23 protein-coding genes are annotated in these 22680 nt (G+C 64.9%); 15 read left to right on the top strand and 8 right to left on the bottom strand.

Annotated elements, in window-relative coordinates:
• Window positions 1-7: 7 nt before the first annotated feature.
• A complete protein-coding gene (locus LY284_RS13795) occupies window positions 8-451 on the bottom strand; it encodes a CidA/LrgA family protein (protein WP_045451420.1) in 444 nt (147 codons plus the stop codon).
• 129 nt (window positions 452-580) lie between these two features.
• Between LY284_RS13795 and LY284_RS13790 the strand changes: the two genes are divergently transcribed.
• Complete coding sequence (locus tag LY284_RS13790; protein ID WP_233386788.1) at window positions 581-1525, top strand: LysR family transcriptional regulator; 945 nt, start codon at window positions 581-583, stop codon at window positions 1523-1525.
• An 85-nt stretch (window positions 1526-1610) separates the two neighbouring features.
• On the opposite strand, the gene LY284_RS13785 is transcribed toward LY284_RS13790, so the two are convergent.
• Complete coding sequence (locus LY284_RS13785; protein ID WP_233386786.1) at window positions 1611-3281, bottom strand: OmpA family protein; 1671 nt, start codon at window positions 3279-3281, stop codon at window positions 1611-1613.
• Window positions 3282-3602: 321 nt separating this feature from the next.
• Here LY284_RS13785 and LY284_RS13780 point away from each other — a divergent pair, with 321 nt between their 5' ends.
• Window positions 3603-5306 carry an isovaleryl-CoA dehydrogenase gene (locus LY284_RS13780; RefSeq protein WP_233386784.1) on the top strand — a complete coding sequence of 568 codons (1704 nt, stop codon included), beginning with the start codon at window positions 3603-3605 and terminating at the stop codon, window positions 5304-5306.
• On the opposite strand, the gene LY284_RS13775 is transcribed toward LY284_RS13780, so the two are convergent.
• The 5 genes from LY284_RS13775 to fliE all read right to left on the bottom strand — a co-directional run bounded on the left by LY284_RS13775 (window position 5303) and on the right by fliE (window position 8378).
• Window positions 5303-5614: an EscU/YscU/HrcU family type III secretion system export apparatus switch protein gene (locus LY284_RS13775; protein ID WP_014192612.1), complete on the bottom strand. Its 312-nt coding sequence runs from the start codon at window positions 5612-5614 to the stop codon at window positions 5303-5305. The genes LY284_RS13780 and LY284_RS13775 overlap by 4 nt on opposite strands.
• A complete protein-coding gene (locus LY284_RS13770; RefSeq protein WP_233386782.1) occupies window positions 5611-6939 on the bottom strand; it encodes a flagellar hook-length control protein FliK in 1329 nt (442 codons plus the stop codon). Before LY284_RS13770 ends, LY284_RS13775 begins: the two co-directional genes overlap by 4 nt.
• 46 nt (window positions 6940-6985) lie before the next feature.
• Window positions 6986-7315 carry a flagellar protein FliT gene (locus LY284_RS13765; protein WP_233386781.1) on the bottom strand — a complete coding sequence of 110 codons (330 nt, stop codon included), beginning with the start codon at window positions 7313-7315 and terminating at the stop codon, window positions 6986-6988.
• Window positions 7316-7344: 29 nt separating this feature from the next.
• Window positions 7345-7764, bottom strand: a complete 420-nt coding sequence (gene fliS, locus LY284_RS13760; protein ID WP_014192615.1) for a flagellar export chaperone FliS — start codon at window positions 7762-7764, stop codon at window positions 7345-7347.
• Between the two features lie 245 nt (window positions 7765-8009).
• A complete protein-coding gene (gene fliE / locus LY284_RS13755; protein ID WP_233386779.1) occupies window positions 8010-8378 on the bottom strand; it encodes a flagellar hook-basal body complex protein FliE in 369 nt (122 codons plus the stop codon).
• A gap of 267 nt (window positions 8379-8645) precedes the next feature.
• Between fliE and fliF the strand changes: the two genes are divergently transcribed.
• The 13 genes from fliF to fliR all read left to right on the top strand — a co-directional run bounded on the left by fliF (window position 8646) and on the right by fliR (window position 20793).
• Window positions 8646-10424, top strand: a complete 1779-nt coding sequence (fliF, locus tag LY284_RS13750) for a flagellar basal-body MS-ring/collar protein FliF (protein ID WP_045451426.1) — start codon at window positions 8646-8648, stop codon at window positions 10422-10424.
• A complete protein-coding gene (fliG, locus tag LY284_RS13745) occupies window positions 10414-11409 on the top strand; it encodes a flagellar motor switch protein FliG (RefSeq protein ID WP_014192618.1) in 996 nt (331 codons plus the stop codon). The genes fliF and fliG overlap by 11 nt, the downstream gene beginning before the upstream one ends.
• Window positions 11402-12076, top strand: a complete 675-nt coding sequence (gene fliH / locus LY284_RS13740; protein WP_233386777.1) for a flagellar assembly protein FliH — start codon at window positions 11402-11404, stop codon at window positions 12074-12076. Before fliG ends, fliH begins: the two co-directional genes overlap by 8 nt.
• Window positions 12070-13593, top strand: coding sequence for a flagellar protein export ATPase FliI (gene fliI, locus LY284_RS13735; RefSeq protein WP_233386775.1), 1524 nt, complete (start codon window positions 12070-12072; stop codon window positions 13591-13593). Before fliH ends, fliI begins: the two co-directional genes overlap by 7 nt.
• A 65-nt stretch (window positions 13594-13658) precedes the next feature.
• The gene (fliJ, locus tag LY284_RS13730) at window positions 13659-14114 is read left to right on the top strand and encodes a flagellar export protein FliJ (RefSeq protein WP_045451435.1); all 456 of its coding nucleotides are present in this window, start codon (window positions 13659-13661) and stop codon (window positions 14112-14114) included.
• Window positions 14115-14141: 27 nt separating this feature from the next.
• Entirely contained in the window at window positions 14142-15500 is a 1359-nt protein-coding gene (locus LY284_RS13725; protein WP_233386773.1) for a flagellar hook-length control protein FliK, read from the top strand.
• Window positions 15501-16258: 758 nt separating this feature from the next.
• Window positions 16259-16747, top strand: a complete 489-nt coding sequence (fliL, locus tag LY284_RS13720) for a flagellar basal body-associated protein FliL (RefSeq protein WP_014192623.1) — start codon at window positions 16259-16261, stop codon at window positions 16745-16747.
• Between the two features lie 25 nt (window positions 16748-16772).
• A complete protein-coding gene (gene fliM / locus LY284_RS13715) occupies window positions 16773-17771 on the top strand; it encodes a flagellar motor switch protein FliM (protein WP_014192624.1) in 999 nt (332 codons plus the stop codon).
• The gene (gene fliN, locus LY284_RS13710) at window positions 17764-18207 is read left to right on the top strand and encodes a flagellar motor switch protein FliN (protein WP_041730814.1); all 444 of its coding nucleotides are present in this window, start codon (window positions 17764-17766) and stop codon (window positions 18205-18207) included. The genes fliM and fliN overlap by 8 nt, the downstream gene beginning before the upstream one ends.
• Window positions 18204-18695, top strand: coding sequence for a flagellar biosynthetic protein FliO (gene fliO / locus LY284_RS13705; RefSeq protein ID WP_041730816.1), 492 nt, complete (start codon window positions 18204-18206; stop codon window positions 18693-18695). Before fliN ends, fliO begins: the two co-directional genes overlap by 4 nt.
• 246 nt (window positions 18696-18941) lie before the next feature.
• Window positions 18942-19712: a flagellar type III secretion system pore protein FliP gene (fliP, locus tag LY284_RS13700; protein ID WP_053567159.1), complete on the top strand. Its 771-nt coding sequence runs from the start codon at window positions 18942-18944 to the stop codon at window positions 19710-19712.
• A 17-nt stretch (window positions 19713-19729) separates the two neighbouring features.
• Window positions 19730-19999: a flagellar biosynthesis protein FliQ gene (gene fliQ / locus LY284_RS13695; protein WP_014192628.1), complete on the top strand. Its 270-nt coding sequence runs from the start codon at window positions 19730-19732 to the stop codon at window positions 19997-19999.
• Window positions 19999-20793, top strand: coding sequence for a flagellar biosynthetic protein FliR (gene fliR / locus LY284_RS13690; RefSeq protein WP_233386771.1), 795 nt, complete (start codon window positions 19999-20001; stop codon window positions 20791-20793). The genes fliQ and fliR overlap by 1 nt, the downstream gene beginning before the upstream one ends.
• Window positions 20794-21437: 644 nt before the next feature.
• Here fliR and flgL read toward each other — a convergent pair.
• Window positions 21438-22676, bottom strand: coding sequence for a flagellar hook-associated protein FlgL (gene flgL, locus LY284_RS13685; protein WP_233386769.1), 1239 nt, complete (start codon window positions 22674-22676; stop codon window positions 21438-21440).
• Window positions 22677-22680: the final 4 nt, after the last annotated feature.

Genomic DNA, 22680 nt, shown 5'->3' with positions numbered 1-22680 from the left:
GGCGTAATCAGGCGCGGGCCGCATGCCGCGCCACGAGCGCGCGGCGCAGCGCGAGCCGGCGTTCGAGGCGCGCCGCACGGTCGACGGCGAACGCGACTGCGACCATCACCATCAAGGTTCCGCCGACGACAACCAGCGCAAGCCGCCAGCCGTCTTCCATGAAAAGACCGCCGTACTGCACCGCCGCCACCGCCGCCGGAATAAAAAACAGCAGCATGTCGGAGAGCAGCCAGTCGGCGCCGGCCTTCACCCAGCGCGGCGCGATTCCGCCGCAAAACAGCAGCGCGAGCAGCGCGACGAGGCCGATCACGCCGCCAGGCAACGGCAGCGCCAGCTTGCGCGCGACGAAGTCGGCCACCGCCCAGATGGCCGCAAGCACGGCGGACTGCGACGCGATGCGCACGAAGCGTCCGAAAGCGGAAGGCGTTTTGGTCGAGAGGACGGCGGACATGTGGGCTCTTCTACGTTGAATGCGATTGATTAGGGTTATCCCGTAGTCCGAGTATATGGGCGCCCCTCGCATAATAAAAATGACTTAACCTTATCTAAATCATTCCAAACTGGAATTTCGGAGCCGACGATGGAATTGCGCGCCTTGCGGTACTTCATCGAGGTCGTGAAGCAGAAGAGCTTCACCGCCGCCGCCGAGCACATGTTCGTGACGCAGCCGACCATCAGCAAAATGGTGAAGTCGCTGGAGGATGAAGTCGGCTCGCCGCTTCTTCTGCGCGAAGGCCGTCAGATGGTGCTGACCGATGCGGGGCAGATCGTCTATCAGCGCGGCGTCGAGGTGCTGGCCGCCCACGCGCGGCTCGAAGCCGAACTCAACGATCTCGGCACGTTCGGGCGCGGCACGCTGACGATCGGCATTCCGCCGATGGGCGGTGCGCTCTTCACGCCGGCCATCGCCGCGTTCCGGCAACGCTATCCGAAGGTCGAGCTCAAGCTGTTCGAGCGCGGATCGAAGGCGATCGAGGCCGCGCTGATCGATGGCGAACTCGAACTGGGCGGCGTGCTGCAGCCCGTGAACACCGAAGTCTTCGACGTGTTGCCCGTCAGCCGGCAAGTGCTCTGGCTCGTCGCGCCGAAAGGCTCGCGCTGGGACCAAGCGCGCGAAGTCGCGCTCACCGATCTCGCCGCCGAGCCGTTCGTGTTCTACGGCGAGAGCCTCGCCTTGAACGATGTCGTGCTCAACGCGTGCCGCGAGGCCGGTTTTGCGCCGACGATCGTCGGGCGCAGCGGGCATTGGGATTTCATGGCGGCGCTCGTGCAGGCGGGCATCGGCATTGCGCTGTTGCCGGCGCCCTATTGCCGCCGCCTCGACGCCGACGCGTTCACCTGCCGTCGCGTCGTCGCGCCCGAGATTCACTGGGACATGGCGCTCGGCTGGCGGCGCAACGGTTATCTGTCGCACGCGGCGCGCGCGTGGATCGAGGTCGCGCGCGAAATGCTGCCTGCGAATCTCGACGAGGATTTCATGGCCGATGGCTTCCCGCGCGCCCGGCGCGGCGAGCCGGAATCATGACCCGCCGAGCGCCAAAACAAAACGCGCCGGCCCGCGATAAGCGGGCCGGCGCGTCATTCGAAACGGCCTGCGGGCCTTTTCCGAATCAGCTCACTTCCTTGAACTCGATCCGGCGATTCGCCGCGCGGCCTGCGGGCGTCGTGTTGTCGCCGATCGGTTGCGCGTCGCCGAAACCTTCCACCGAGAGCGTGTCCGCCTTCACGCCGTGCTGGATCAGGTACTTGCGCACCGTCTCCGCGCGCTGTTTCGAGATACGCAGGTTCGCTGCCGGGTCGCCGGTGCTATCCGTGTAACCGCCGATCTGCAGCTTGATCGGCGTGCCTGCCGTGCCGCACTCCGTCAGCGACTTCGCCGAATCCGCGAGATCGTTCAGCGCTGCGCGCGGCAAGGCGTTCGATGCAAAGCCGAAGTTGATCGGATGCGCGTTCATGTGCTTGGCGATGTCGGCGGCGGCGCAGGCCGCGGCAGCTTGCGCGTCGGACGCAGCCAACGTGCGCGCCGCCGGCGTGCTTTCGCTTGAGCCGATCGTCCAGCCGGCGCCGAAGAAGGCCTTCAGCCTGTCCAGCCAGCCGAGCTTCGCGTCGGCGGCGCTTCCGCCGAGATCGATCGTCTCGCCCGTGACGCTCACTTTCGCGCCCGGCAGCGCCATGACCGGCAGCAGGCCTTCGAGCTTGGCGATCCACGAGGCCGGCTTCGTGTCCGGATCGACGGTGATGTTCGCGTGGAATTTGTCCGCGCCGAGCTTCGCCGCGAGCGTATCGATCACCTGGCTACGTTCCGCTTCGCTGTGAACCGTGGCGCTCAGCGTGGGAATGCCGGCTGCGTCCACGACGAAGGACATCGTCGAATCCTTGCCCGGCGTCGCGGCGGCCGCCGAATCCGACGCAACCGATACAGCCGATGCGTTCGACTCGACCGCCGCGGCCGAAACGGCCTCGGAAGTCGCTTCAGGCGTTGCCGCGGGCGCCGCTTCCTGCTCCGTCTTCTCCGTCGAGCAACCGCGTCCGAGCAGAATCGCGAGCAGCGCAAGCGCGGCGGCAAGCGCGATCCACCACCATTTCTTCTTGCTCGCCTTCTCCTGGACGGGCTGCTCGTGCGTGACGTGCGTTTCCACCTGCTGCGGGAACGCCGCCGCCTCGTGCGTCGACGGATGCTCCAGATGCGCGGATACCGCTTTCAGCCGCGATGCGACGCCCGCGAGGAACGCGCCGACCGAGCCGAGCCCGAGCGCATGCGCGAACGTGTCGGTGAGGTTCGCGCGCACCACCGGCAACTGATGGCCGAGCAGCGTCGGGAGCTGGCCGGGATGACCGTTGTGCTGCGTCAAATAGCGCTTGAGCACGCCGAAGAGCGTCGCGCCGACCACGCCGGTCAGCGTGCGCGTGGCGCTCGACGCCACGCCCGTGTATTCCGCGACACGCTCGGCGAGCAGGTTCAGGCTGTCGTGCGAGGCGATCGCCTGATCGGTTTTCGCGCTCGTGTCGATGAGCGTTCTAAAGCCATCGTCGTGCGCGGCGAAATGCGGCAACTCTTCCGCGATGTGCGCGTTCGTCGCCGGCGACATGATCGACGCGAACAGGTTGCGCGCGCCTTCGAGCGACGACGCCTTGTTCATCATCGCGCCGATAAGCGCCGGGCCGCACAGCGAGACCACGCGCATGGCCGATTCCGGCGCACAGCCGATGCGCCCGGCAATATTCTGCAGCACGCTTTCTGTCAAAGCGCCCTGTACGAGTTGATTGAGGTTGATGCTCATAGACTGCTTCCCTGAAAGGCGTTGTTGCATCTGCCGGAGAAATAGGCGTGCCGATTATAGGTTCGGGGTCCTGCACGTCATCGGGGAGGGAATAACAATCGGATTTATCTCAGCAATTGGCGCTTTAGGACTGCGCATAAGAAAAGCACGCCCGATTCCGAAAAGAACGATGCCTCTACCCGTCCAACGCGCGTGCGGCCTATGATTCTTGAATTCGAGATGGCGCCGGAATGGCCGATCGGCCCAGACCGACCGTTGCGCCCGCCCGACAGTGACAAAACCGCGCGCCGGCCTTTCGCGCGCGTCAAAAGGAGACCGACGATGGCCGATCCCGCTGACCGCCCGTTCGGGCAGACACACGAAGTCACGAATCAGGCCCCGCCGCTCGTCGGCTACGACGCTTTCGCGTTCGATCCGGCGCTCGTCGCGGCGCTCGGGCGGGAAGGCGCGCAATGGCACGCGCAAGCACTATCGCGCGACGGCATGGCGCTCACTCAGCCGGATGTCGTCGCGCTGGCCGATCTCGCCAACCGGCACGAGCCGGAACTCGCGACGCACAACTCGCGCGGCGTGCGCGTGGATGCGCTGGAGTTTCATCCGGCGTGGCACGAACTGCTGCGGCGTCTGCGTCACGAAGGGCTGCACGCGTTGCCGTTCGAACCGTCGGCGCGCGCCGGATCGATGGCCGCGCGCTGCGCCGGCTACTATCTGCACGGGCAGCTCGAATCGGGCTCGCTGTGCCCGATCACGATGACCTTCGCGAGCATTCCGGTGCTGCGCAACGAGCCGGATCTGTTCGCGCGGATCGCGCATCCGCTGCTGTCGCGCGAGCACGATTCGCGCGACATTCCGCTGGAGGCCGGCAAGCATTCGATGCTGATCGGCATGGGCATGACCGAGAAACAGGGCGGCTCGGACGTGCGCAGCAACCGCACGCGCGCGCATGCCATCGCGGGCGCGGCATCGGGGCGCGGCGGCGCGTATCGGCTCGTCGGGCACAAGTGGTTCTTCTCCGCGCCGCAATGCGACGCCCATCTGGTGCTCGCGCGCACCGCCGACGAAGGCGGCCTGTCGTGCTTTTACGTGCCGCGCTTCACGCCCGACGGCCGCAAGAACGCGGTCCAGGTTCAGCGCCTGAAGGACAAGCTGGGCAATCGCTCGAACGCGAGCAGCGAAGTGGAGTTTCTCGATGCCTACGGCGTGATGATCGGCGACGAGGGACGCGGCGTGCCGACGATCATCGAGATGGCGAATTTCACGCGGCTCGATTGCGTGATCGGCAGCGCGGCGCTGATGCGCGCGGCGCTCGCGCAGGCGATTCATCACGCGCGGCACCGCAGTGCGTTCGGCGCGCATCTCGTCGATCAGCCCTTGATGCGCAACGTGCTCGCTGATCTGGCGCTCGAATCCGAAGCGGCGACGGTGCTCTTCATGCGCCTCGCGGGCGCGTTCGAGCAGAGCGCCGCGCCGGATGGCGCGCTCGCCGAGCGGGCGTGGCGGCGCATCGTGACGCCCGCCGCGAAGTTCTGGGTCTGCAAGCGCGCGCTCGAATTCACCGGCGAGGCGATGGAAGTCTGGGGCGGCAACGGCTATGTCGAAACGGGGCCGATGGCGCGCTTCTATCGCGAGGCACCCGTCAATTCGATCTGGGAAGGCTCGGGCAACGTCATGTGCCTCGACGTGCTGCGCGCGTTCGAGCGCGAACGGGACGCCGCGCACGCGCTCTTCGACGACTGGAAGACGACGGCGGGCGCGCATCCGGCGCTGGCGGGCGCGCTGTCGTCGTTATCGGACATGCTCACGGGCGATCCGGCCGCGCGTGAAGCGTCGGCGCGGCGCATCGCGCAGCAATTGACGTTGTGCGCACAAGGCGTGCTGCTTGCGCGGCATGCGCCGCAGGAAGTCGCCGATGCCTTCATCGACACGCGTCTGGGCGATGCGCGCGGCGATACGGGGCGCGTGTATGGAACGCTGCCGGCACGCTTCGATCATGCGGCGATCGTGACGCGGGCATTCGCGATCTAGCGCGCGAGCCTGCCCGCTTCCCGCATCGGCTCTTCGTTTTCCAGCCGGTAAACCCACGACAGCAATTCCGCCACCGCCTGATACAAGGCGGGCGGAATATGCGCGTCCAGATCGACCTGCATCAGAAGCGACACCATTTCGGGCGATTCGTGCACGTACAGCCCCGCTTCCTTCGCGCGCTGCACGATCATTTCAGCGACCATGCCGTAGCCCTTCGCGACCACGCGCGGTGTCGACTCGCGATTGCCCGCCTCGTAGGCGAGCGCCGTCGCCTGCTTGCGCGTGTAGAGCGGTTGATCGGCGCTCATGCTCCGCCTCCGTCGCCGTCCGGTGAGCGGAAAAGATGCTCCAGCGGCGAGCGCAGCGGTTTCTTCGCGGCGGGTTTGTCGCCGGTAAGCGCGAGATCGGTGACGCCGTCCATGGAACGCACGGAAAGCGACGCCAGTGCGATGCCCGCCGCTTCGAGCTGGCGCGCGAACGCTTCGCCCTCGGCGGCGAGACGGCGCGCGCCCGAATCGCCGGCCCGGATGCGCGCGACGAGCTTGTCGCCCGTCAGGACCAGTTCGGCGTCCATCGTGCCCAGCGCCGGCAGCGACAAGGTGATGCGCGTGCGCCACGCGCGTTCGTCGGCGGCTTCGTCGGCCATCGTGCGCGGATCGCGCGGTTCGCGCGCGATTTCCCATTCGAAGCGCGTGCCGGGCCACGCCTCGCCCTGCCATCGGAACTGCTGATTGGCGAGCACGTCGAGTTGCTGGCGCACGACATTGAGCGTCGCCGGATGAATACCCGCCGCGATCGACGCCTGCAGCGCGGATTCGTGCTGGCTCGGCTGCGCGCTTTGCGCGCCCGCGCCGGTCGGGTTGCCGCTTTGCGAATTCGACAGCGCGGCGGGCGGCGCATCGCGCACGGATGCCGCCAGCGCCGCGGCCTGCTGCGGATTCTGCGGCGTCGCGACGGCGCGCGCGCCCGCGTGCAAATCGGGCGGATCCGGCGCGAGTTGCGCGGCGCGGGCGTCGTCGAGGCCGGTGTCGCCGTTCGTTGCGGCGTTCGCGAAATCGAGCGGCAGGGCCATCGAGCGGGCGTCGGCGCGCGCTTGCGGCTCGCTGGCGAGCGACGCCGCGCTGCGCTGGCCCGCGAGCCATTGCATCAGATGCGATTCGTAGAAGAGTCCGCTTTCGCCGACGGTTTTAGCCAGCGCGCCAGCCAGCACGGCGGCGGGCAGCGGCGGCAGATTCTGCGTCGCGGCGCGCGCGGCCGCGACGGCGGCGGCATTGGCGGAGAAAGCGGTATCGAAGAGGCCGGTCGTGAGCGCGGCGAAAGCGCTCGCGGGACGCGGCGGAGTCGGCCAGAGCGGGGCGTCGCCGGTCAATGCGGGGGCCGCGCCGCCGAAGCGCGAAATCACGTCGAGCGTGCGCGCAACGCTGGAAAGCTCGGTTTGCGCGGATGCCGCCGGCGTCGCACCGCCCGCCGCCGGCCCGACGAACTGCGCGGTGTCCGTCTGCGTCGTCGTCTGTCCGACGCTCGCGCCGGTCACGCCGCCGCCGGCGACGCCGTTCGGCGCGCGAATCGCGGACATGAGGAGCTCGGTGCGGCTGGCGAGCAGCGTTGCGATCGCGGTGTCGAGTCCAGTCATGCCCACATCCTCATTGGCGCTCCGGGCGTGGCCGGGCGCGAACGGCCTAACGCAGGCCGACCATTTTTTTCAGTACGCGCGCGGGACTGTTGACCGTGAAGAGCGCCGACAGGCGCGCGAGGCTCGGCGAGCTCAGATCGCGGATCGCGGCGTCGTCGGCGAGAATCTTCTTCACGAGGTCCAGCTTGCGCGCCCGGGCGTTCTCGTCGAGTTCCGAGCCGGAATCCACTTCCCTCAACTGCTCGATCAAGTCGCGGTAAGTGCCTTGCAACGTCTTCAGCTCGCTCCATTCGCCGCCGTGCGCGGCCGCCAGCATCTGGCCGGAAATCGCCGCGATGGCTTCGTAATGGGCGAAATATTCTTGTGTCGTCTTCATACTTTCGAGGCAGTCGACGCGCAATCCCGTCAAACGGGCGCCGCGGTCATTTGCGCCACTTCCGGTCCAATTCCCACCCAGGCTTCTTCGAGCGTCGCGAGCAGGTTGTCGACCTCGACCAGCATCGACTCGTCCTGCTTCAGGTTCGCTTCGAGCAGCCGGCGCGACATATACGTGTAGAGCGCGTCCAGACGTTCGGCGATCTCGCCGCCCGCATCCTTGTTGAGCGCCTGCTGCAATCCGCTCTCGATGATGCTGATGGCCTTGCCGACCGCCATGCCGCGCGCGCTGACGTTTTTCTGCTGCAGATGCATGCGCGCCTGCGCGATCGCCTGGCGCGCGCCCTGATACAGCATCACGATCAGACGGTGCGGGCTCGCGCCCATCACCCCTGTCTGAACGCCCACGCGTGCGTAGGCGCTGGCTCCAGCGTGTCCTGGCGAATACATCTCTCGGTTCTCCTTGTGCGATGCCGCGGCGTCCGCGAGCTTCATGCCGACGCCGTGCCTCTCGTCCTGATGCGTGTGGGTCCGGTAAAGCCGGTGCACGCGAGCGCGCTGCCCGCCCATACGGGCGAGCCATCGTTCGCCGTGCCGTTATCGGGGTTATCGGAGAAACGCGGAAAAGCTTTAGGACGCAAGGCTCTAGACGCCATTGGGGCGTTAAAGGGCGGGATCGCGCGGGGAGCCTTGGATCAGACCGAGATCTGCATGATGTCGTTGTAGGCCGAGACGAGCTTGTTGCGCACCTGAAGCCCGAACTGCAGGCCCACGTTCGCCTTCTGCATGTCCACCATCACGTCGTTGAGCGACACGTTCGGCGCGCCGATCTCGAATGCGTGGGCCTGGCTGAGCGCCTTGGTCTGGGTATCGCTGATCTTGTCGATCGACGTTTTCAGTGCATCGGCGAAGCTGCCGGCGCTCGCCGCGCCCGATGTCCCGGTTCTGTCCGCGATGGCGCCCGACGCGACGGTCGAGGCCGCGCCGGCGCCGCCGGCGGCTTGCGACGCCATCGACGAAATCGCCGAGAGAGCGGCGGAAAGCGGATTGATCGGAAAGTTCATGTTGACTCCGGATGACAGGGAAAAGCCGGCGCGCTCGTGGCGGGGACCTGATGCTCGGGCCGCGTTTGGGGAGGGTGTCCGAGTACGAAAAAGATTAGCAGCGGACGGATTTTCAAAGCACCGGAAGAACGGGGAAAACCCCGCTCTATTCGCCGAATCGACTTGCAATCTTCTGCGGATAATCCCCATCGTGAAAAGTCCTCTACCGCCGCTTATTAAAAGTCGGGCGGCCGCAGGGGAAGCAAAGATTCGGAGCCTCGACGCTAAATGGATACGCCCAACAACTCACTGATCACGCCCGACGCCAGAATGGGCCTGGCGGGCGCGCAACCGGGCGCAGCCGCTACGGCCGCTGCGGGCCCGAGCCTCGCGGGAGGCGCCGACTTCGGCGGCTTCACGCAGCGCGTGCCGATGCTCAACCAGTTCCGCTCGAATCCGCGCGTGCCGCTCATCGTGGCGGTCGCGATTCTGGTGATGGTGGTCGCCGGCCTCGTCATGTGGTCGCGCCAGCCGGACTATCGCGTGCTGTTCTCGAATCTCTCCGACCGGGACGGCGGCGCAATCGTTGCCGCGCTCCAGCAGGGCAACATTCCCTATAAGTTGTCCGACGGCGGCGGCGCCATTCTCGTGCCGGGCGAGCAGGTTCACGAAACGCGTCTGCGCCTTGCGAGCCAGGGTCTGCCGAAAAGCGGTTCGGTCGGCTTCGAGCTGATGGACAACCAGAAGTTCGGCATCAGCCAGTTCGCCGAGCAGATCAACTATCAGCGCGCGCTCGAAGGCGAGCTGGAGCGCACGATCGGCTCGATTTCGTCGGTGAAGTCGGCGCGCGTGCATCTGGCGATTCCGAAGCCTTCCGTCTTCGTGCGCGACAAGGAACTGCCGACCGCCTCCGTGATGGTCAATCTGTATCCGGGCCGCGTGCTGGACGAAGGCCAGGTCGTCGCGATCGCGCACATGGTCGCCTCGGGCGTGGCGGACATGCCGGTGAAGAACGTCAATATCGTCGATCAGGACGGCAACCTGCTCACGAGCCAGAGCGCCGCGAACGGCCTCGACGCGTCGCAACTGAAGTACGTGCAGCAGATCGAACACAACACGCAAAAGCGCATCGACGCGATCCTCTCGCCGCTCTTCGGCGCGGGCAACGCGCATTCGCAAGTGAGCGCGGACATCGACTTCTCGAAGCTGGAGCAGACCGCCGAGAGCTACGGCCCGAACGCCAGCCCGCAGAACACGGCGATCCGCAGCCAGCAGTCGAGCGAATCGAGCGAAACCGGCGGCAGCAGCATCGGCGGCGTGCCGGGCGCGCTGTCGAACCAGCCGCCGCAGCCGGCTTCCGCGCCGGTGGATGCCGCCGCGTCGGGCGCCGCCGCCACCGCGAAGACCGGGCCGCAGAACCAGCGCAAGGACACGACCACGAACTACGAAGTCGACCGCACCGTGCGTCACTACGAGCAGGCGACGGGCGGCATCAAGCGGCTCTCGGTCGCGGTGGTCGTCAATTACGAAAAGAAGGTCGATGCGAAGGGCAACGTGACGATGACGCCGCTCGCCGCCGACAAGCTCGCTCAGGTCCAGCAGCTCGTCAAGGACGCGATGGGCTTCGACGAGAAGCGCGGCGACTCGGTGAACGTCGTGAACAGCGCCTTCTCGGCCGATCTGAACGTGACGCCCGAAGCGCCGTGGTGGCGCACCCCGCAGATGATCGCGTGGGGCGTGCAGGCGGCGAAGTACGCGGGCATCGGCATCGTCGGGCTGTTCCTGTACTTCAGCATGGTGAAGCCGGCGATGAAGCGCGCCTTCCCGCCGCCGCCCGAAACCGCGCCGACGCTCGCCGCGCCGGATGAACTTTCGCTGCTCGACGGCCCCGCCGCCGAGGGCGCGAAGAAGCTGGACGAAGACAAGGATGCCGAGGTGAGTCTGCTCGGTCATGAAAGCAAGAAAGCCAAATTCGATCGCAATCTCGACTACGCGCGCATGGTGGCGCGTCAGGACGCGAGAATCGTTGCGACGGTCGTAAAGAACTGGGTGTCCGATGAACGCTGAAGGCCTGAACAAAGCCGCTCTCCTCCTGATGTCCGTCGGTGAGGAAGAAGCCGCCGAAGTATTCAAGTATCTCGCGCCGCGCGAGGTGCAGAAGATCGGCGCGACGATGGCGGCGCTGAAGAACGTCACCCGCGAGCAGCTCGACAACGTGCTGACCGAATTCGTCAGCGAGGCGGAGCAGCACACCGCGCTCTCGCTCGATTCGAGCGAGTACATCCGCTCGGTGCTGACGAAGGCGCTCGGCGAAACCAAGGCCGGCGCGCTGATCGACCGTATCCTGCAAGGCAGCGACACGAGCGGCATCGAAGGCCTGAAGTGGATGGACTCGGGCGCGGTCGCGGAACTCATCAAGAACGAGCATCCGCAGATCATCGCGACGATTCTCGTACACCTGGACCGCGATCAGGCGTCGGAAATCGTTTCGCTGCTGACCGACCGCCTGCGCAACGACGTGCTCCTGCGCATCGCGACGCTCGACGGCATTCAGCCCGCGGCGCTGCGCGAGCTCGACGACGTGCTGACCACGCTCCTCTCCGGCAGCGACAACCTGAAGCGCGCGCCGATGGGCGGTATCCGCACGGCGGCCGAGATTCTCAACTTCATGTCGAGCAATCACGAAGAAGGCGTCATCTCGAACGTGCGCGAATACGACGCGGAACTCGCGCAGAAGATCATCGACCAGATGTTCGTGTTCGAGAACCTGCTCGATCTGGAAGACCGCGCGATCCAGTTGCTGCTGAAGGAAGTGGAGTCGGAAACGCTGATCGTCTCGCTGAAGGGCGCGCAGCCCGCGCTGCGCCAGAAGTTCCTGTCGAACATGTCGCAGCGCGCGGCCGAACTGCTCGCGGAAGACCTCGATTCGCGCGGTCCGGTGCGCGTGTCGGAAGTCGAGCAGCAGCAGCGCAAGATCCTGCAGATCGTCCGCAATCTCGCGGAAAACGGTCAGATCCAGCTAGGCGGCAAGGCGGAGGACGCGTATGTCTGATGCGCGCATCCAGAAGGCGCCGCTCTCGGCTTATCAGCGCTGGGAGATGGCGTCGTTCGATCCGGTCGAAGTCAAGGCCGACGACGGCGCGGCGGAACAGGCCGCGCTCGAAGCGCACCTGCGCCGCGTCGAGGAAGACGCGTATCAGCAAGGGCTCGCGAAGGGCCATGTCGCGGGCCAGGCGCTCGGCTATCAGGCCGGCTACGAGCAAGGCCAAGCGAAGGGTTTCGACGACAGCCGCAAGGAAGCGCTGGCTCAGGCCGCGCGTATCGCCGAGATCGCCGACGCGTTCAAGACCGCGTTGCAGGCCGCCGACGCCGCCATCGCGGAATCGCTTGCGGAACTCGCCGTCGATATCGCGCAGCAGGTCGTGCGCCAGCATCTCGCGCTCGATCCGACCGCGCTCGTCGCGGTGGCGCGTGAGGTGATCGCCGCGGAACCGGCGCTGGCGGGCGATCCGACGCTCGTCGTCAATCCCGCCGACATGCCGATCGTCGATGCGTACTTGAAAGACGAACTCGAAGGCGCGGGCTGGACCGTGCGCCCGGACCCGATCGTCGAGCGCGGCGGCTGCAAGGCGCACGCCGCGACCGGCGAGATCGACTCGACCAACGTGTCGCGCTGGGAGCGCGTCGTGGCCGCTTTGGGGAGAAACAAGCCGTGGTGAACCAAAGGATCACGCAGGATGGCCTCTCCGCGCTCGAACAGGAACTCGCGCGCGCATCGTTCGGCCCGCTCGCCGCCGACGACGACTTCGACACCGAGCCCGACACGCTTGCTGCGCGCACCATCGCCGAACTGGCCGATATCGCCGGCAATCCGCATATCGACGCGTGGCGCGAGAAGCTCGACGCGCTGCGCTCGCGCAATGCGATCGCGAAGCCGCTGCGTCCGTGCGGGCGCCTGACGCGCGCGGCCGGTCTCGTGCTGGAAGCCGTCGGCCTCAAGATGGGCGTCGGCGCCGAATGCATGATCGAACTGCCGCCGGGCAGCGCGATTCCGACCGCCGAAGCCGAAGTCGTCGGCTTCGCGGGCGACAAGCTCTTTCTGATGCCGACCACGGAAATGGGCGGCTTGCTGCCCGGCGCGCGCGTCTATCCGCTCGAAAGCGCGCCGATCAACGATCCGATGGCGGGCGCGAAGCGTTTGCCCGTCGGCTGGGAAATGCTCGGCCGCGTGGTCGATGCGTCGGGCCGCCCGCTCGACGGCCTCGGCCCGCTCGGCGCGAAAGTCGATGCGCCGCTGTCCGCGCCGGTCATCAATCCGCTGAACCGCGAGCCGATTCACAAGGTGCTCGATGTCGGCGTGCGCGCGATCAATTCGCTGCTGACGGTCGGACGCGGTCAGCGCATGGGCTTGTTCGCGGGCTCGGGCGTGGGCAAGTCGGTGCTGCTCGGAACGATGGCGCGCTACACGAGCGCGGAAGTGATCGTGATCGGGCTGATCGGCGAACGCGGCCGCGAAGTGAAGGAGTTCATCGAGCAGATTCTGGGCGAGGACGGTCTCGCGCGCTCGGTGGTCGTCGCCGCGCCCGCGGATGTTTCGCCCGTGCTGCGGATGCAGGCTGCGGCCTACACGACCTCGCTCGCCGAATATTTCCGCGACCAGGGCAAGCACGTCTTGATGCTGATGGATTCGCTGACGCGTTACGCGATGGCGCAGCGCGAGATTGCGCTTGCGATCGGCGAGCCGCCCGCGACGAAGGGTTATCCGCCGTCGGTGTTCGCAAAGCTGCCCGCGCTCGTCGAGCGCACCGGCAACGGCCCGGAAGGCGGCGGTTCGATCACGGCGTTCTACACCGTGCTCACCGAAGGCGACGATCAGCAGGACCCGATCGCTGACTCGGCGCGCGCGATCCTCGACGGCCATATCGTGCTGAACCGGTCGCTTGCCGAGGCGGGACACTATCCGGCCATCGACATCGAGCAATCGATCAGCCGTGCGATGACCGCGCTCATCGACGACAAGCATCTGGAGCGCGTGCGTCTTTTCAAGCAGATGCTGTCGCGCTATCAGCGCAACAAGGATCTCATCAACGTGGGCGCGTATTCGAGCGGCCGCGATGCGCTGCTCGATCGCGCCATCGCGCTGTATCCGCGCATGGAGTCGTTCTTGCAGCAAGGGTTTCGCGAAGAGGCGCCGTTCGAGCCGAGCATCGCGATGTTGAATCAACTGTTCGAATAGTTTTCGACTAGTATCCAAAGCATTCGTCACAAGAAAGCATAAAGACCATACGGGACCGCCACGCCATGTCCAAGAATCTGCCGATCAACACGCTCATCGAACTCGCCGAAGAGGAACTCGACGCCGCCACGAAACGACTCGGCAAGCTCCAGCAGGAGCGAGACGAAATCGAGACGCAGCTCAATTCGCTCGTGACGTATCGCGACGAGTATCACGCGCGGTTCACGGCATCGGCGCAGGAAGGCACCACGGCGCAGACGCTGCGCAATTTCCAGGCGTTCGTCGACACGCTCGATAACGCGATTGCGCAGCAGCGCACGGCGCTCATCATGGCGGACCAGCGCATCGAGTCGGCCAAGCCCGACTGGCGTCTCAAGAAACAGAAGCTCGGCAGCTACGAAGTGCTGGCTGCGCGCGGCGAGGCGATGCTCGCGAAGAAGGCCGCGCGCGTCGAGCAGCGCGAGTCCGACGAGCACGCCGCGAAGATTCTGCGCATGCGCGCCGAGCGGGCTTCGTCGTAATCCAAATTTTTTGCTAAGAGACTTTTCATGTCCTCCGTTTCTCTTCTGGGCGCGCTTTCCGGCGCGGCGTCGTCTTCTCAGGCCGCAAGCAAACGCGCGGCGAGCGCGGGCGCTTCGTTCGGCATGACGCTGCAAAACATCGCTGACAAGGCCCATGCCGACGCGCAGGCCGCGCAGGCGCTGGCGGATTCATCGTCCGACAAGTCGAGCGTGCATGACGCGCCGAAGCCGGATGACAGCGCATCGGCGAAGTCGTCGAGCGAGGACACGCAGGCCGCGTCGAAGCCCGATCACGCGGATGCGCCGAAAGAGGCATCGAAGAATACGGACAAGCCGGAGACGGCGGACGCATCGAAGCCCGCGCCGGCGCAACCGGCCCATTCTTCCGCCGATGCCGCCGCCGCAGCGCAGGCGAAAGCGCGCGCCGACGCCGCGAATGCCGACGACACCGACGCCACGCTCGCCGATCTGACCGATGCGGCCGCGCAGGTGACGGCGAACGCCTCGACCTCGACCGATGACGCGAAGTCCACGGGCGAGACGCACAAGCCCGGCGATGCGAAATCCGCGCAGGATGCGTTGCAGGCGGCGCTGGCGGCGCTCAACAATGCGCAGGCCAATCCGGCGCCCGTGCATGGCGCGGCATCGAGCGCACGCGAGGGCGTGAAGGGCGACGAGGAAGGCGGTCTCCTGGGCAAGGGCGGAAAGGGCGCGAGCCTGATCGGGCTTGTGGCCAACACGAAGATCGACGACAAAGCCGCCGACGCAGCCGCGCTCGCAAGCGCGCAGGCCGCAGCCACGACACCGGCGGACGCCGCGACCGCCGCCTACAAGCAGGCCGCCGATGCGGCCGCGCATGCGGTGGCGATGCAGTCGGCATCGGCGAATGCGGCGGTATCGAGTCCGCAGGGCGCGATGGCGTCGGCGACGAGCGCGGCGATCGCACCGCACGTGGGCGCATCGGGCTGGGACGATGCGTTCAGTCAGAAGGTCGTGTTTCTTTCGAAGGCGGATCAGCAGAGCGCTGAACTCACGCTGAATCCGAAGGATCTCGGGCCGTTGCAGGTGACGTTGCAGGTTTCGGAGAATCACGCGCACGCGTTGTTCGTGTCGCAGCATCAACAGGTGCGGGAGGCGGTCGAGGCCGCCATGCCGAAGCTGCGGGAGGCGATGGAGGCTAATGGCATCAGCCTTGGGAGCGCTTCTGTTTCGGATGGGTCGGCGTTTGCGCGGCAGCAGAATGGGGGTGAGCGGGGTGGTTCTTCTGCTTCCTCTGGCCCTGGTGGGCGGGGGATTGGTGGTGTCGCGGGAGCGGTTGGTGCTGGTGGTGTGAGTGTGAGTGTGCCTGTGAGGCGTACTGTGGGGCTTGTCGATACGTTTGCTTGAGTTTTTTGATTCGCCGGATCCCGTTTTCATGTCGGTCTATTAGCACTGCCTCTCCCCGGGGCGGGGGTAACTTTCTTTGCTGCTGCAAAGAAAGTCACCAAAGAAAGCAGCTCACCGACCGCGGTCACACGCAGTTTGGCCACTCTTCTCCTCGGGGAACGGCCCTCGCCTAAAGAGTGCCCTCACAAGCCCAATCGGGCGTGGATCGCGCACGGTCCGTCACATCGCACCACTTAACGAACCGGTACAGTCATTTCAAGTTCCAGCCCGCTTCGCGGCCGATGGGAAGAGCGGGTACGCGAGTGCACTCGTATTCGCTGGTTTCCCTCGCATACCCAGCGGCAGCGCGTAGCGCTGTGCCGAAGCTATTTGGTGCTGAACCAGCGCCCTGTGGGAACTAGCTCGTCAGACCGTGCGCGATCCACGCCCGGTTAGTCCTTCGAGGGCACTCTTTAGGCGAGGACCATTCCCGGAGGAGAAAAATGGCCAACGTGCGTGTGACCGCGGGCGGTGAGAAGGCTGCTTTCTTTGGTGACTTTCTTTGCAGCAGCAAAGAAAGTTACCCCCGCCCCGGGGAGGGGCAGTGCTAATAAACCACCACGAATACGGGATCCGGCAAAAAAAAGCCAAAACCAAACCAAAAAACGCCAAGCCCGCGCAGGGCAAAAAGCTGGAATAACCCCAAATCCCCCCTCTGTTCGACCCATCGCTTTACACCCCGATAGCCAACAATTCACCCTATCGAAAGAGGCAAGCAAATGGCTACCACGACTGCAAACCAGCAACCCATCGCTCCCGCGAAGAGCGGCAAGCTCAAAAAGATCCTGATCATCGCCGTCGGCGCGATCGTGCTTCTCGGCGCGGGAGCCGGAGGCGCCTACTTCTTCCTCGGCAAGAATCACGGCCCGGCCAAGCCCGCTCCGGAACCGCCGCCCGTGTTCTTCCCGCTCGAATCGCTCACCGTGAATCTGCAATCCGACGACGGCGCCATGCACTATCTCCGCGCCGGTCTCACGCTCAAGCTGAAGGACGAAAAGGTCCAGTTGCTCGTCACCGAGCACATGCCCGAAGTCCGCAGCCGCGTGCTGCTCCTGCTCTCCGGCAAACGCCCCGACGATCTCGCATCCGTCGACGGCAAAAGGCAGCTCGCAGGCGAACTGCGCGCCGCAGTCGAGACGGCGGCGAGCACCACGGAAAAACCGGTGCGCATCGAAGAAGTGCTGTTCACCGAATTCGTCGTTCAGTAACGGCCGCATCAACGAGTAAAGAGCCATGGGCCACGAAGAGTTCATGTCGCAGGAGGAGGTCGATGCCCTCCTCAAAGGCGTCACCGGCGAAATCGATCAGGAAGCTGACGAGAAAAAACCCGCCGGCGTACGTCCGTACAACATCGCGACGCAGGAACGCATCGTCCGCGGCCGGATGCCCGGCCTCGAAATCATTAACGACCGCTTCGCGCGCCTCATGCGCGTGGGCATCTTCAACTTCATGCGGCGTTCGGCGGAAATTTCCGTCGGCCCGGTGAAGGTGCAGAAATACAGCGAGTTCACCCGCAATCTGCCGATCCCGACGAACCTGAACCTCGTCCACGTGAAGCCCCTGCGCGGCACGTCGCTGTTCGTGTTCGATCCGAACCTCGTGTTCTTCGTGGTCGATAACCTGTTCGGCGGCGACGGGCGCTTTCACACGCGCGTCGAAGGCCGCGAGTTCACGCAGACCGAGCAGCGCATCATCAGCAAGCTGCTCAATCTCGTGTTCGAGCACTACGCGACGTCGTGGCGCAGCGTGAAGCCGCTGCAGTTCGAATACATGCGCTCGGAGATGCACACGCAGTTCGCGAACGTGGCGACGCCGAACGAGATCGTCATCGTGACGCAGTTCACGATCGAATTCGGCTCGACGGGCGGCACGCTGCACATCTGCATGCCGTACTCGATGATCGAGCCGATTCGCGACGTGCTCTCCTCGCCGATCCAGGGCGAAGCGCTCGAAGTGGACCGCCGCTGGGTGCGCGTGCTGTCGCAGCAGGTGCAGACGGCGGAAGTCGAACTGTCGGTGGATCTTGCCGAGATCCGCTCGTCGTTCGAGCAGATCTTGAACATGCGCGCGGGCGACGTGCTGCCGATCGACATACCGGAGCAGGTCGTCGCGAAAGTGGATGGCGTGCCGGTCATGGAATGCGGCTACGGAATTTTCAATGGTCAATACGCGCTGCGCGTACAGAAGATGATCAGCGCGACCGACACGATGAAGGAAGGTGGATATGAGTGACCTGATGCAGGAAGGCACGCTGCCGGGTTCGCCCGGCGCGGACGAAAAGAGCGACGAGCTCATGATGGACGACTGGGCGAGCGCGCTCGCCGAGCAGAACGGCAACGACGTGCCCGTCGCGGCGAGCGCCGGCGTGTTTCAGCCGCTGTCGAAGGCCGCGCCGCCGTCGACGCGCAATGACATCGACATGATTCTCGACATCCCCGTGCAGATGACGGTGGAACTCGGGCGCACGAAGATCGCGATCCGCAACCTGCTGCAACTGGCGCAAGGTTCGGTCGTGGAACTCGACGGCCTCGCCGGCGAACCGATGGACGTGCTCGTGAACGGCTGTCTCATCGCGCAGGGCGAAGTGGTCGTCGTCAACGACAAGTTCGGCATTCGCCTGACCGACATCATCACGCCGTCGGAACGTATCCGGAAATTGAATCGATGAAACGCTTCGCCGCCGCGCTGCTCTTCTGCGCGCCTCTTCTCGCCCACGCCGCGGACATGAACGCGGTGAATCACGCCGCGCAGATCGCATCGGGCGTCGGCGCGGGCACCGCGGTGCCGTCGCTCGGCTTCGGCGCGGTGCTGCAAACGCTCGTCGGGCTCGTCGTCGTGATCGGCTTCGTGTTCGGCTGCGCGTGGCTCGCGCGCAAGTTCGGCTTGCACGGCGGCAAGCGCTCGGGGCTCGTGAAGGTGGTCGGCGGCGCATCGCTCGGCAACAAGGAGCGCGTCGCGGTGGTCGAAGTCGGCGATACGTGGCTCGTGCTCGGCGCGGGTCCGGGCAACGTACGGCTCCTGCACACGATGCCCGCGGGATCGGCGGAAGTGGAAGGCGTCGGCATTCCGGCAGCGTCGTCCGGCAGCTTCGGCGCGAGATTTCGCGACGCCCTCGCCGGCGAAGCGAACAAGCGGCTCCAGAAGTTCGTCAAGTAAGGCGGATGGGTCGTTAAATCGGGCGCGGTTCGAAAGGACCGCGCCCGATTTGCGTTTACAGCCGCCGTTTACCAATAGAACGAGTTGGCGCGGGTTTCCCCCTCTTTTCGCGCCATCGTCCGATATCGCGATCGCCGAGAATTCATCCTATCGAAAGAGGCAGGATTTCATGGCTATCACGTTCGTCGTCATTCAAGGTCAGCGCATTCTCGATGCCCTCGCAAGCATCGTCGGCGGGAGCAAGTAATGCAGGTCAGTCGTCATATCGTGCGCGTGGCGAAGCTCGCGCTTCCGGTTCTCATCGGCTCGATGCCGTATCTCGCCTTCGCGCAGAGCACGGCAGGCTTGCCGGCTTTCAACACCAGTCCCGGCCCGAACGGCGGCACGACGTACTCGCTCAGCGTGCAGACGATGCTGCTGCTGACGATGCTCTCGTTCCTCCCCGCGATGGTGCTGATGATGACGAGCTTCACGCGCATCATCATCGTGCTGTCGCTGCTGCGTCAGGCGCTCGGCACGTCGAGCACGCCGCCGAATCAGGTGCTCGTAGGACTCGCGCTGTTTCTGTCGTTCTTCGTGATGTCGCCCGTGCTCGACCGCGCCTACAACGACGCGTACAAGCCCTTCTCCGAAGGCCAGATCGCGATGGACCAGGCGGTGACGCGCGGCGTCGCGCCGTTCAAGCAGTTCATGCTGAAGCAGACGCGCGAATCCGATCTCGCGCTCTTCGCACGCATTTCGAAGGCCGCGCCGATGAACGGTCCCGAGGACGTGCCGCTCTCGCTGCTCGTGCCGTCGTTCATCACGAGCGAGCTGAAGACGGGTTTTCAGATCGGCTTCACGATCTTCATTCCGTTTCTCATCATCGACATGGTGGTGGCGAGCGTGCTGATGTCGATGGGCATGATGATGGTGTCGCCCACGACCATCGCGCTGCCGTTCAAGCTGATGCTGTTCGTGCTCGTCGATGGCTGGCAGTTGCTGATCGGCTCGCTTGCGCAGAGCTTCGTTTCCTGATTTCGTGAGAGTGTGAAATGACGCCAGAATCCGTCATGACGATGGCGCATCAGGCGATGTACGTCGCCTTGTTGCTTGCCGCGCCGCTGTTGCTGGTCGCGCTCGTGGTCGGTCTGGTCGTGAGCCTGTTTCAGGCCGCGACGCAGATCAACGAATCGACCTTGTCTTTCATCCCGAAGCTGATCGCGGTGGCGGTGACGCTCGTCATCGCGGGTCCGTGGATGCTGTCGACGCTGCTCGACTACATGCGCTCGGTCTTCACCATCGCGCCGGGCGTGAGCGGCTGATGTTCTCCGTCACGTACGCGCAACTGAACGGCTGGCTCACGGCGTTTCTGTGGCCGTTCGTGCGGATCCTTGCGCTGATTGCGACCGCGCCCGTGCTGAGCCACATGGCGATTCCGATGCGCGTGAAGATTGCGCTCGCCGCGTTCATCTCGCTGATCGTCGCGCCTACCTTGCCGGCCATGCCGGAGGCGACGGTGTTTTCCGCGGCGGGGGTGTGGATCATCGTCAATCAGTTCTTGATCGGTGCGGCTATCGGCATGGTGATGCAGATTGCGTTCGCGGCGGTCGATGCGGCGGGCGAGTTCATCGGGCAGCAGATGGGCCTGGGTTTCGCGATGCTTTACGATCCGCGCGCTGGTGGGAATGCGGTGGTCGTTTCGCGATACCTCAATACCCTTGCGATGCTCGCGTTTCTCGTCTTCGATGGGCATTTGCAGCTCATCAGTGCGCTCGTCGCGACGTTTCAGAGCGTGCCGATCGAGGCGAATGTCGTGGCGGCGGCGTCGCATGCGCAGGGGTGGCGGGTTTTGGTCGGCTATGGCGGTAGTGTGTTTTCTACGGGGTTGCTGCTGGCGTTGCCGATTGTGGCGGCGTTGTTGATCGCGAATCTCGCGCTCGGGATTCTTAATCGCGCTGCGCCGCAAATCGGGATTTTTCAGGTCGGGTTTCCTGTGACGATGCTCGTCGGGTTGCTGTTGCTGCAGCTCATGGTGCCGAATTTGATGCCGTTTTTTCAGCGTATCTTCGAGGTGGGAATTGGGGAGGTGGGGCGGGTTGCGGCTGGGATGTATTGATTCTTTTTTTCGCTGGATCCCGTTTTGTTGTCGGTTTATTAGCACTGCCCCTCCCCGGGGCGGGGGTAACTTTCTTTGCTGCTGCAAAGAAAGTCACCAAAGAAAGCAGCTTTGTCACCGCCCGCAGTCACACGCACGTTGGCCACTCTTCTCCTCGGGGAACGGCACTCGCCTAAAGAGTGCCCTCACAAGCCCAATCGGGCTTGGATCGCGCACGGTCCGTCACATCGCACCGCTTAACAAACTGGTACAGCCATTTCAAGCTCCAGCCCGCTTCGCGGCCAACGAGTTAATCGGGTCTGCGAGTGCATTCGTGTTCGCTGGTTTCCCTCGCATACCCCACGGCAGCGCGTAGCGCTGTGCCGAAGCTATTTCGCGCTGAACCAGTGTGTTCGAAGTTATGGCGTGTCAGACCGTGCGCGATCCAAGCCCGATTGGTCCTGTGAGGGCGACACTTAGGCGAGTGCCGCCTTGGAGGAGAAGAGTGGCCAACGTGCGTGTGACCGCGGGCGGTGAGAAAGCTGCTTTCTTTGGTGACTTTCTTTGCAGCAGCAAAGAAAGTTACCCCCGCCCCGGGGAGGGGCAGTGCTAATAAACCACCACGATTACGGGATCCGGCGGCAAAACCCAGGCCCAAGCCCCCCTTACCCCCCCCCAATATAATCAAACAACGACATCTTCTGAATCTGCGAAAATGCCATCTGCGCCGCCTGCAGCGAGTTCTGCGTCAACTCATACTGACTAATCGACGAAACGAGATCGATGCTCGTCAAATTCGCGATATCGCTCGCGGTCTGCGTCTGACTCGTCGCCATCGCGGTCTGCGTCGACTGCACTTCCTGCTCGCGTCCGCCCACCACCGTCTGCGCCGACAGCACATTGTTGAACGTGTTGTCGATCTTCGTGCCCGCCGTCGTCAGTGCGTTCGTGAGCGCGGCCTGTGCTTGCGGCGATCCTGTCGGCTGCTTCAACGCATTCACGATATTGTCGATCGTCGCGAAGATGTCGTTGTTCTCCGTCGCCGCGGGCTGCACGGTGAACGTGTCGCCATCCGCGGGCGCGCCCGCGATCGTCACCTTCTGGCCGCCGAGCTTGATGTCGGCCTTGTCCTTGTATGCGACGTTCGTCGGCAGCGTGGCATCGGCCGGGTTCGACGTGATCGAATAGCTCGTCGTGCCGTCCGTCGGCGAGACCGAGAACGTGACCGTGTACTGGCTCGCGTTGCCCTTGTCGGTCGTATCGCTCACGCTGACCGGGCTGATCGTCCCCGTGCCCGAGTTCGCCGCGCCCGCGTGCGACACCGGATCGCTCTCGATCGGCGAGACGCTCTGGAAAATCGATACGCCCGTGTCGCCCACGATCATCGAACGGCCATCGCTGATCTGCACCGTGCGCTGGCCGAAGTCCCCGGAGTAATTCGCGCCGACGCCCGACGGGTCGTTGGAGAACGGCGCCGTGCCGCCCTTGAGACCCGAGAAGATGTAGTTGCCGCTGCTGTCCGTGGTGTTGGCGAGGCCGAAAAGCTGATCGCGCAGACCCTGCATCGCGTTCGCGATCGCGGAGCGGTCCGAGTCGGTGAGCGAGCCATCGCCCGCGTGCGTGATCTGCGTCTTGATGCTCTGCAACACGTCGCTCACGCCGCTCAACGTCGAATCTTCCTGCTGCAGCGACGAAAGCGCCGTCGTCTGGTTGGTCGCGTATTGCGCGAGCGCGCCGCTCTTCAGCGTGAGTTGCACGGCCTGCGCCGCGCCGAGCGGATCGTCGGACGCGGTGAGAATCCGCTTGCCCGACGAGATCTGCTGATACATCGAGGCGAGCGTGCTTTGCTGGTCGCTCATCGAAGCGACGTTCAGATTGAAGTATTGAGAACTGGAAATACGCATCGCG

The organism is Caballeronia sp. PC1 (assembly GCF_021353155.1).
In the GTDB taxonomy this organism is placed as follows: Bacteria; Pseudomonadota; Gammaproteobacteria; order Burkholderiales; family Burkholderiaceae; genus Caballeronia; species Caballeronia cordobensis.
The sequence above is the reverse complement of the archived record's forward strand: the minus strand, read 5'-3'. Positions and strand labels throughout refer to the sequence as shown.

Coding starts and splice junctions, on each gene's coding strand:
- LY284_RS13795 (WP_045451420.1), bottom strand. CDS start 451: ATGTCCGCCGTCCTCTCGACCAAAACGCCTTCCGCTTTCGGACGCTTC.
- LY284_RS13790 (WP_233386788.1), top strand. CDS start 581: ATGGAATTGCGCGCCTTGCGGTACTTCATCGAGGTCGTGAAGCAGAAG.
- LY284_RS13785 (WP_233386786.1), bottom strand. CDS start 3,281: ATGAGCATCAACCTCAATCAACTCGTACAGGGCGCTTTGACAGAAAGC.
- LY284_RS13780 (WP_233386784.1), top strand. CDS start 3,603: ATGGCCGATCCCGCTGACCGCCCGTTCGGGCAGACACACGAAGTCACG.
- LY284_RS13775 (WP_014192612.1), bottom strand. CDS start 5,614: ATGAGCGCCGATCAACCGCTCTACACGCGCAAGCAGGCGACGGCGCTC.
- LY284_RS13770 (WP_233386782.1), bottom strand. CDS start 6,939: ATGACTGGACTCGACACCGCGATCGCAACGCTGCTCGCCAGCCGCACC.
- LY284_RS13765 (WP_233386781.1), bottom strand. CDS start 7,315: ATGAAGACGACACAAGAATATTTCGCCCATTACGAAGCCATCGCGGCG.
- fliS (WP_014192615.1), bottom strand. CDS start 7,764: ATGTATTCGCCAGGACACGCTGGAGCCAGCGCCTACGCACGCGTGGGC.
- fliE (WP_233386779.1), bottom strand. CDS start 8,378: ATGAACTTTCCGATCAATCCGCTTTCCGCCGCTCTCTCGGCGATTTCG.
- fliF (WP_045451426.1), top strand. CDS start 8,646: ATGGATACGCCCAACAACTCACTGATCACGCCCGACGCCAGAATGGGC.
- fliG (WP_014192618.1), top strand. CDS start 10,414: ATGAACGCTGAAGGCCTGAACAAAGCCGCTCTCCTCCTGATGTCCGTC.
- fliH (WP_233386777.1), top strand. CDS start 11,402: ATGTCTGATGCGCGCATCCAGAAGGCGCCGCTCTCGGCTTATCAGCGC.
- fliJ (WP_045451435.1), top strand. CDS start 13,659: ATGTCCAAGAATCTGCCGATCAACACGCTCATCGAACTCGCCGAAGAG.
- LY284_RS13725 (WP_233386773.1), top strand. CDS start 14,142: ATGTCCTCCGTTTCTCTTCTGGGCGCGCTTTCCGGCGCGGCGTCGTCT.
- fliL (WP_014192623.1), top strand. CDS start 16,259: ATGGCTACCACGACTGCAAACCAGCAACCCATCGCTCCCGCGAAGAGC.
- fliM (WP_014192624.1), top strand. CDS start 16,773: ATGGGCCACGAAGAGTTCATGTCGCAGGAGGAGGTCGATGCCCTCCTC.
- fliN (WP_041730814.1), top strand. CDS start 17,764: ATGAGTGACCTGATGCAGGAAGGCACGCTGCCGGGTTCGCCCGGCGCG.
- fliO (WP_041730816.1), top strand. CDS start 18,204: ATGAAACGCTTCGCCGCCGCGCTGCTCTTCTGCGCGCCTCTTCTCGCC.
- fliP (WP_053567159.1), top strand. CDS start 18,942: ATGCAGGTCAGTCGTCATATCGTGCGCGTGGCGAAGCTCGCGCTTCCG.
- fliQ (WP_014192628.1), top strand. CDS start 19,730: ATGACGCCAGAATCCGTCATGACGATGGCGCATCAGGCGATGTACGTC.
- fliR (WP_233386771.1), top strand. CDS start 19,999: ATGTTCTCCGTCACGTACGCGCAACTGAACGGCTGGCTCACGGCGTTT.
- flgL (WP_233386769.1), bottom strand. CDS start 22,676: ATGCGTATTTCCAGTTCTCAATACTTCAATCTGAACGTCGCTTCGATG.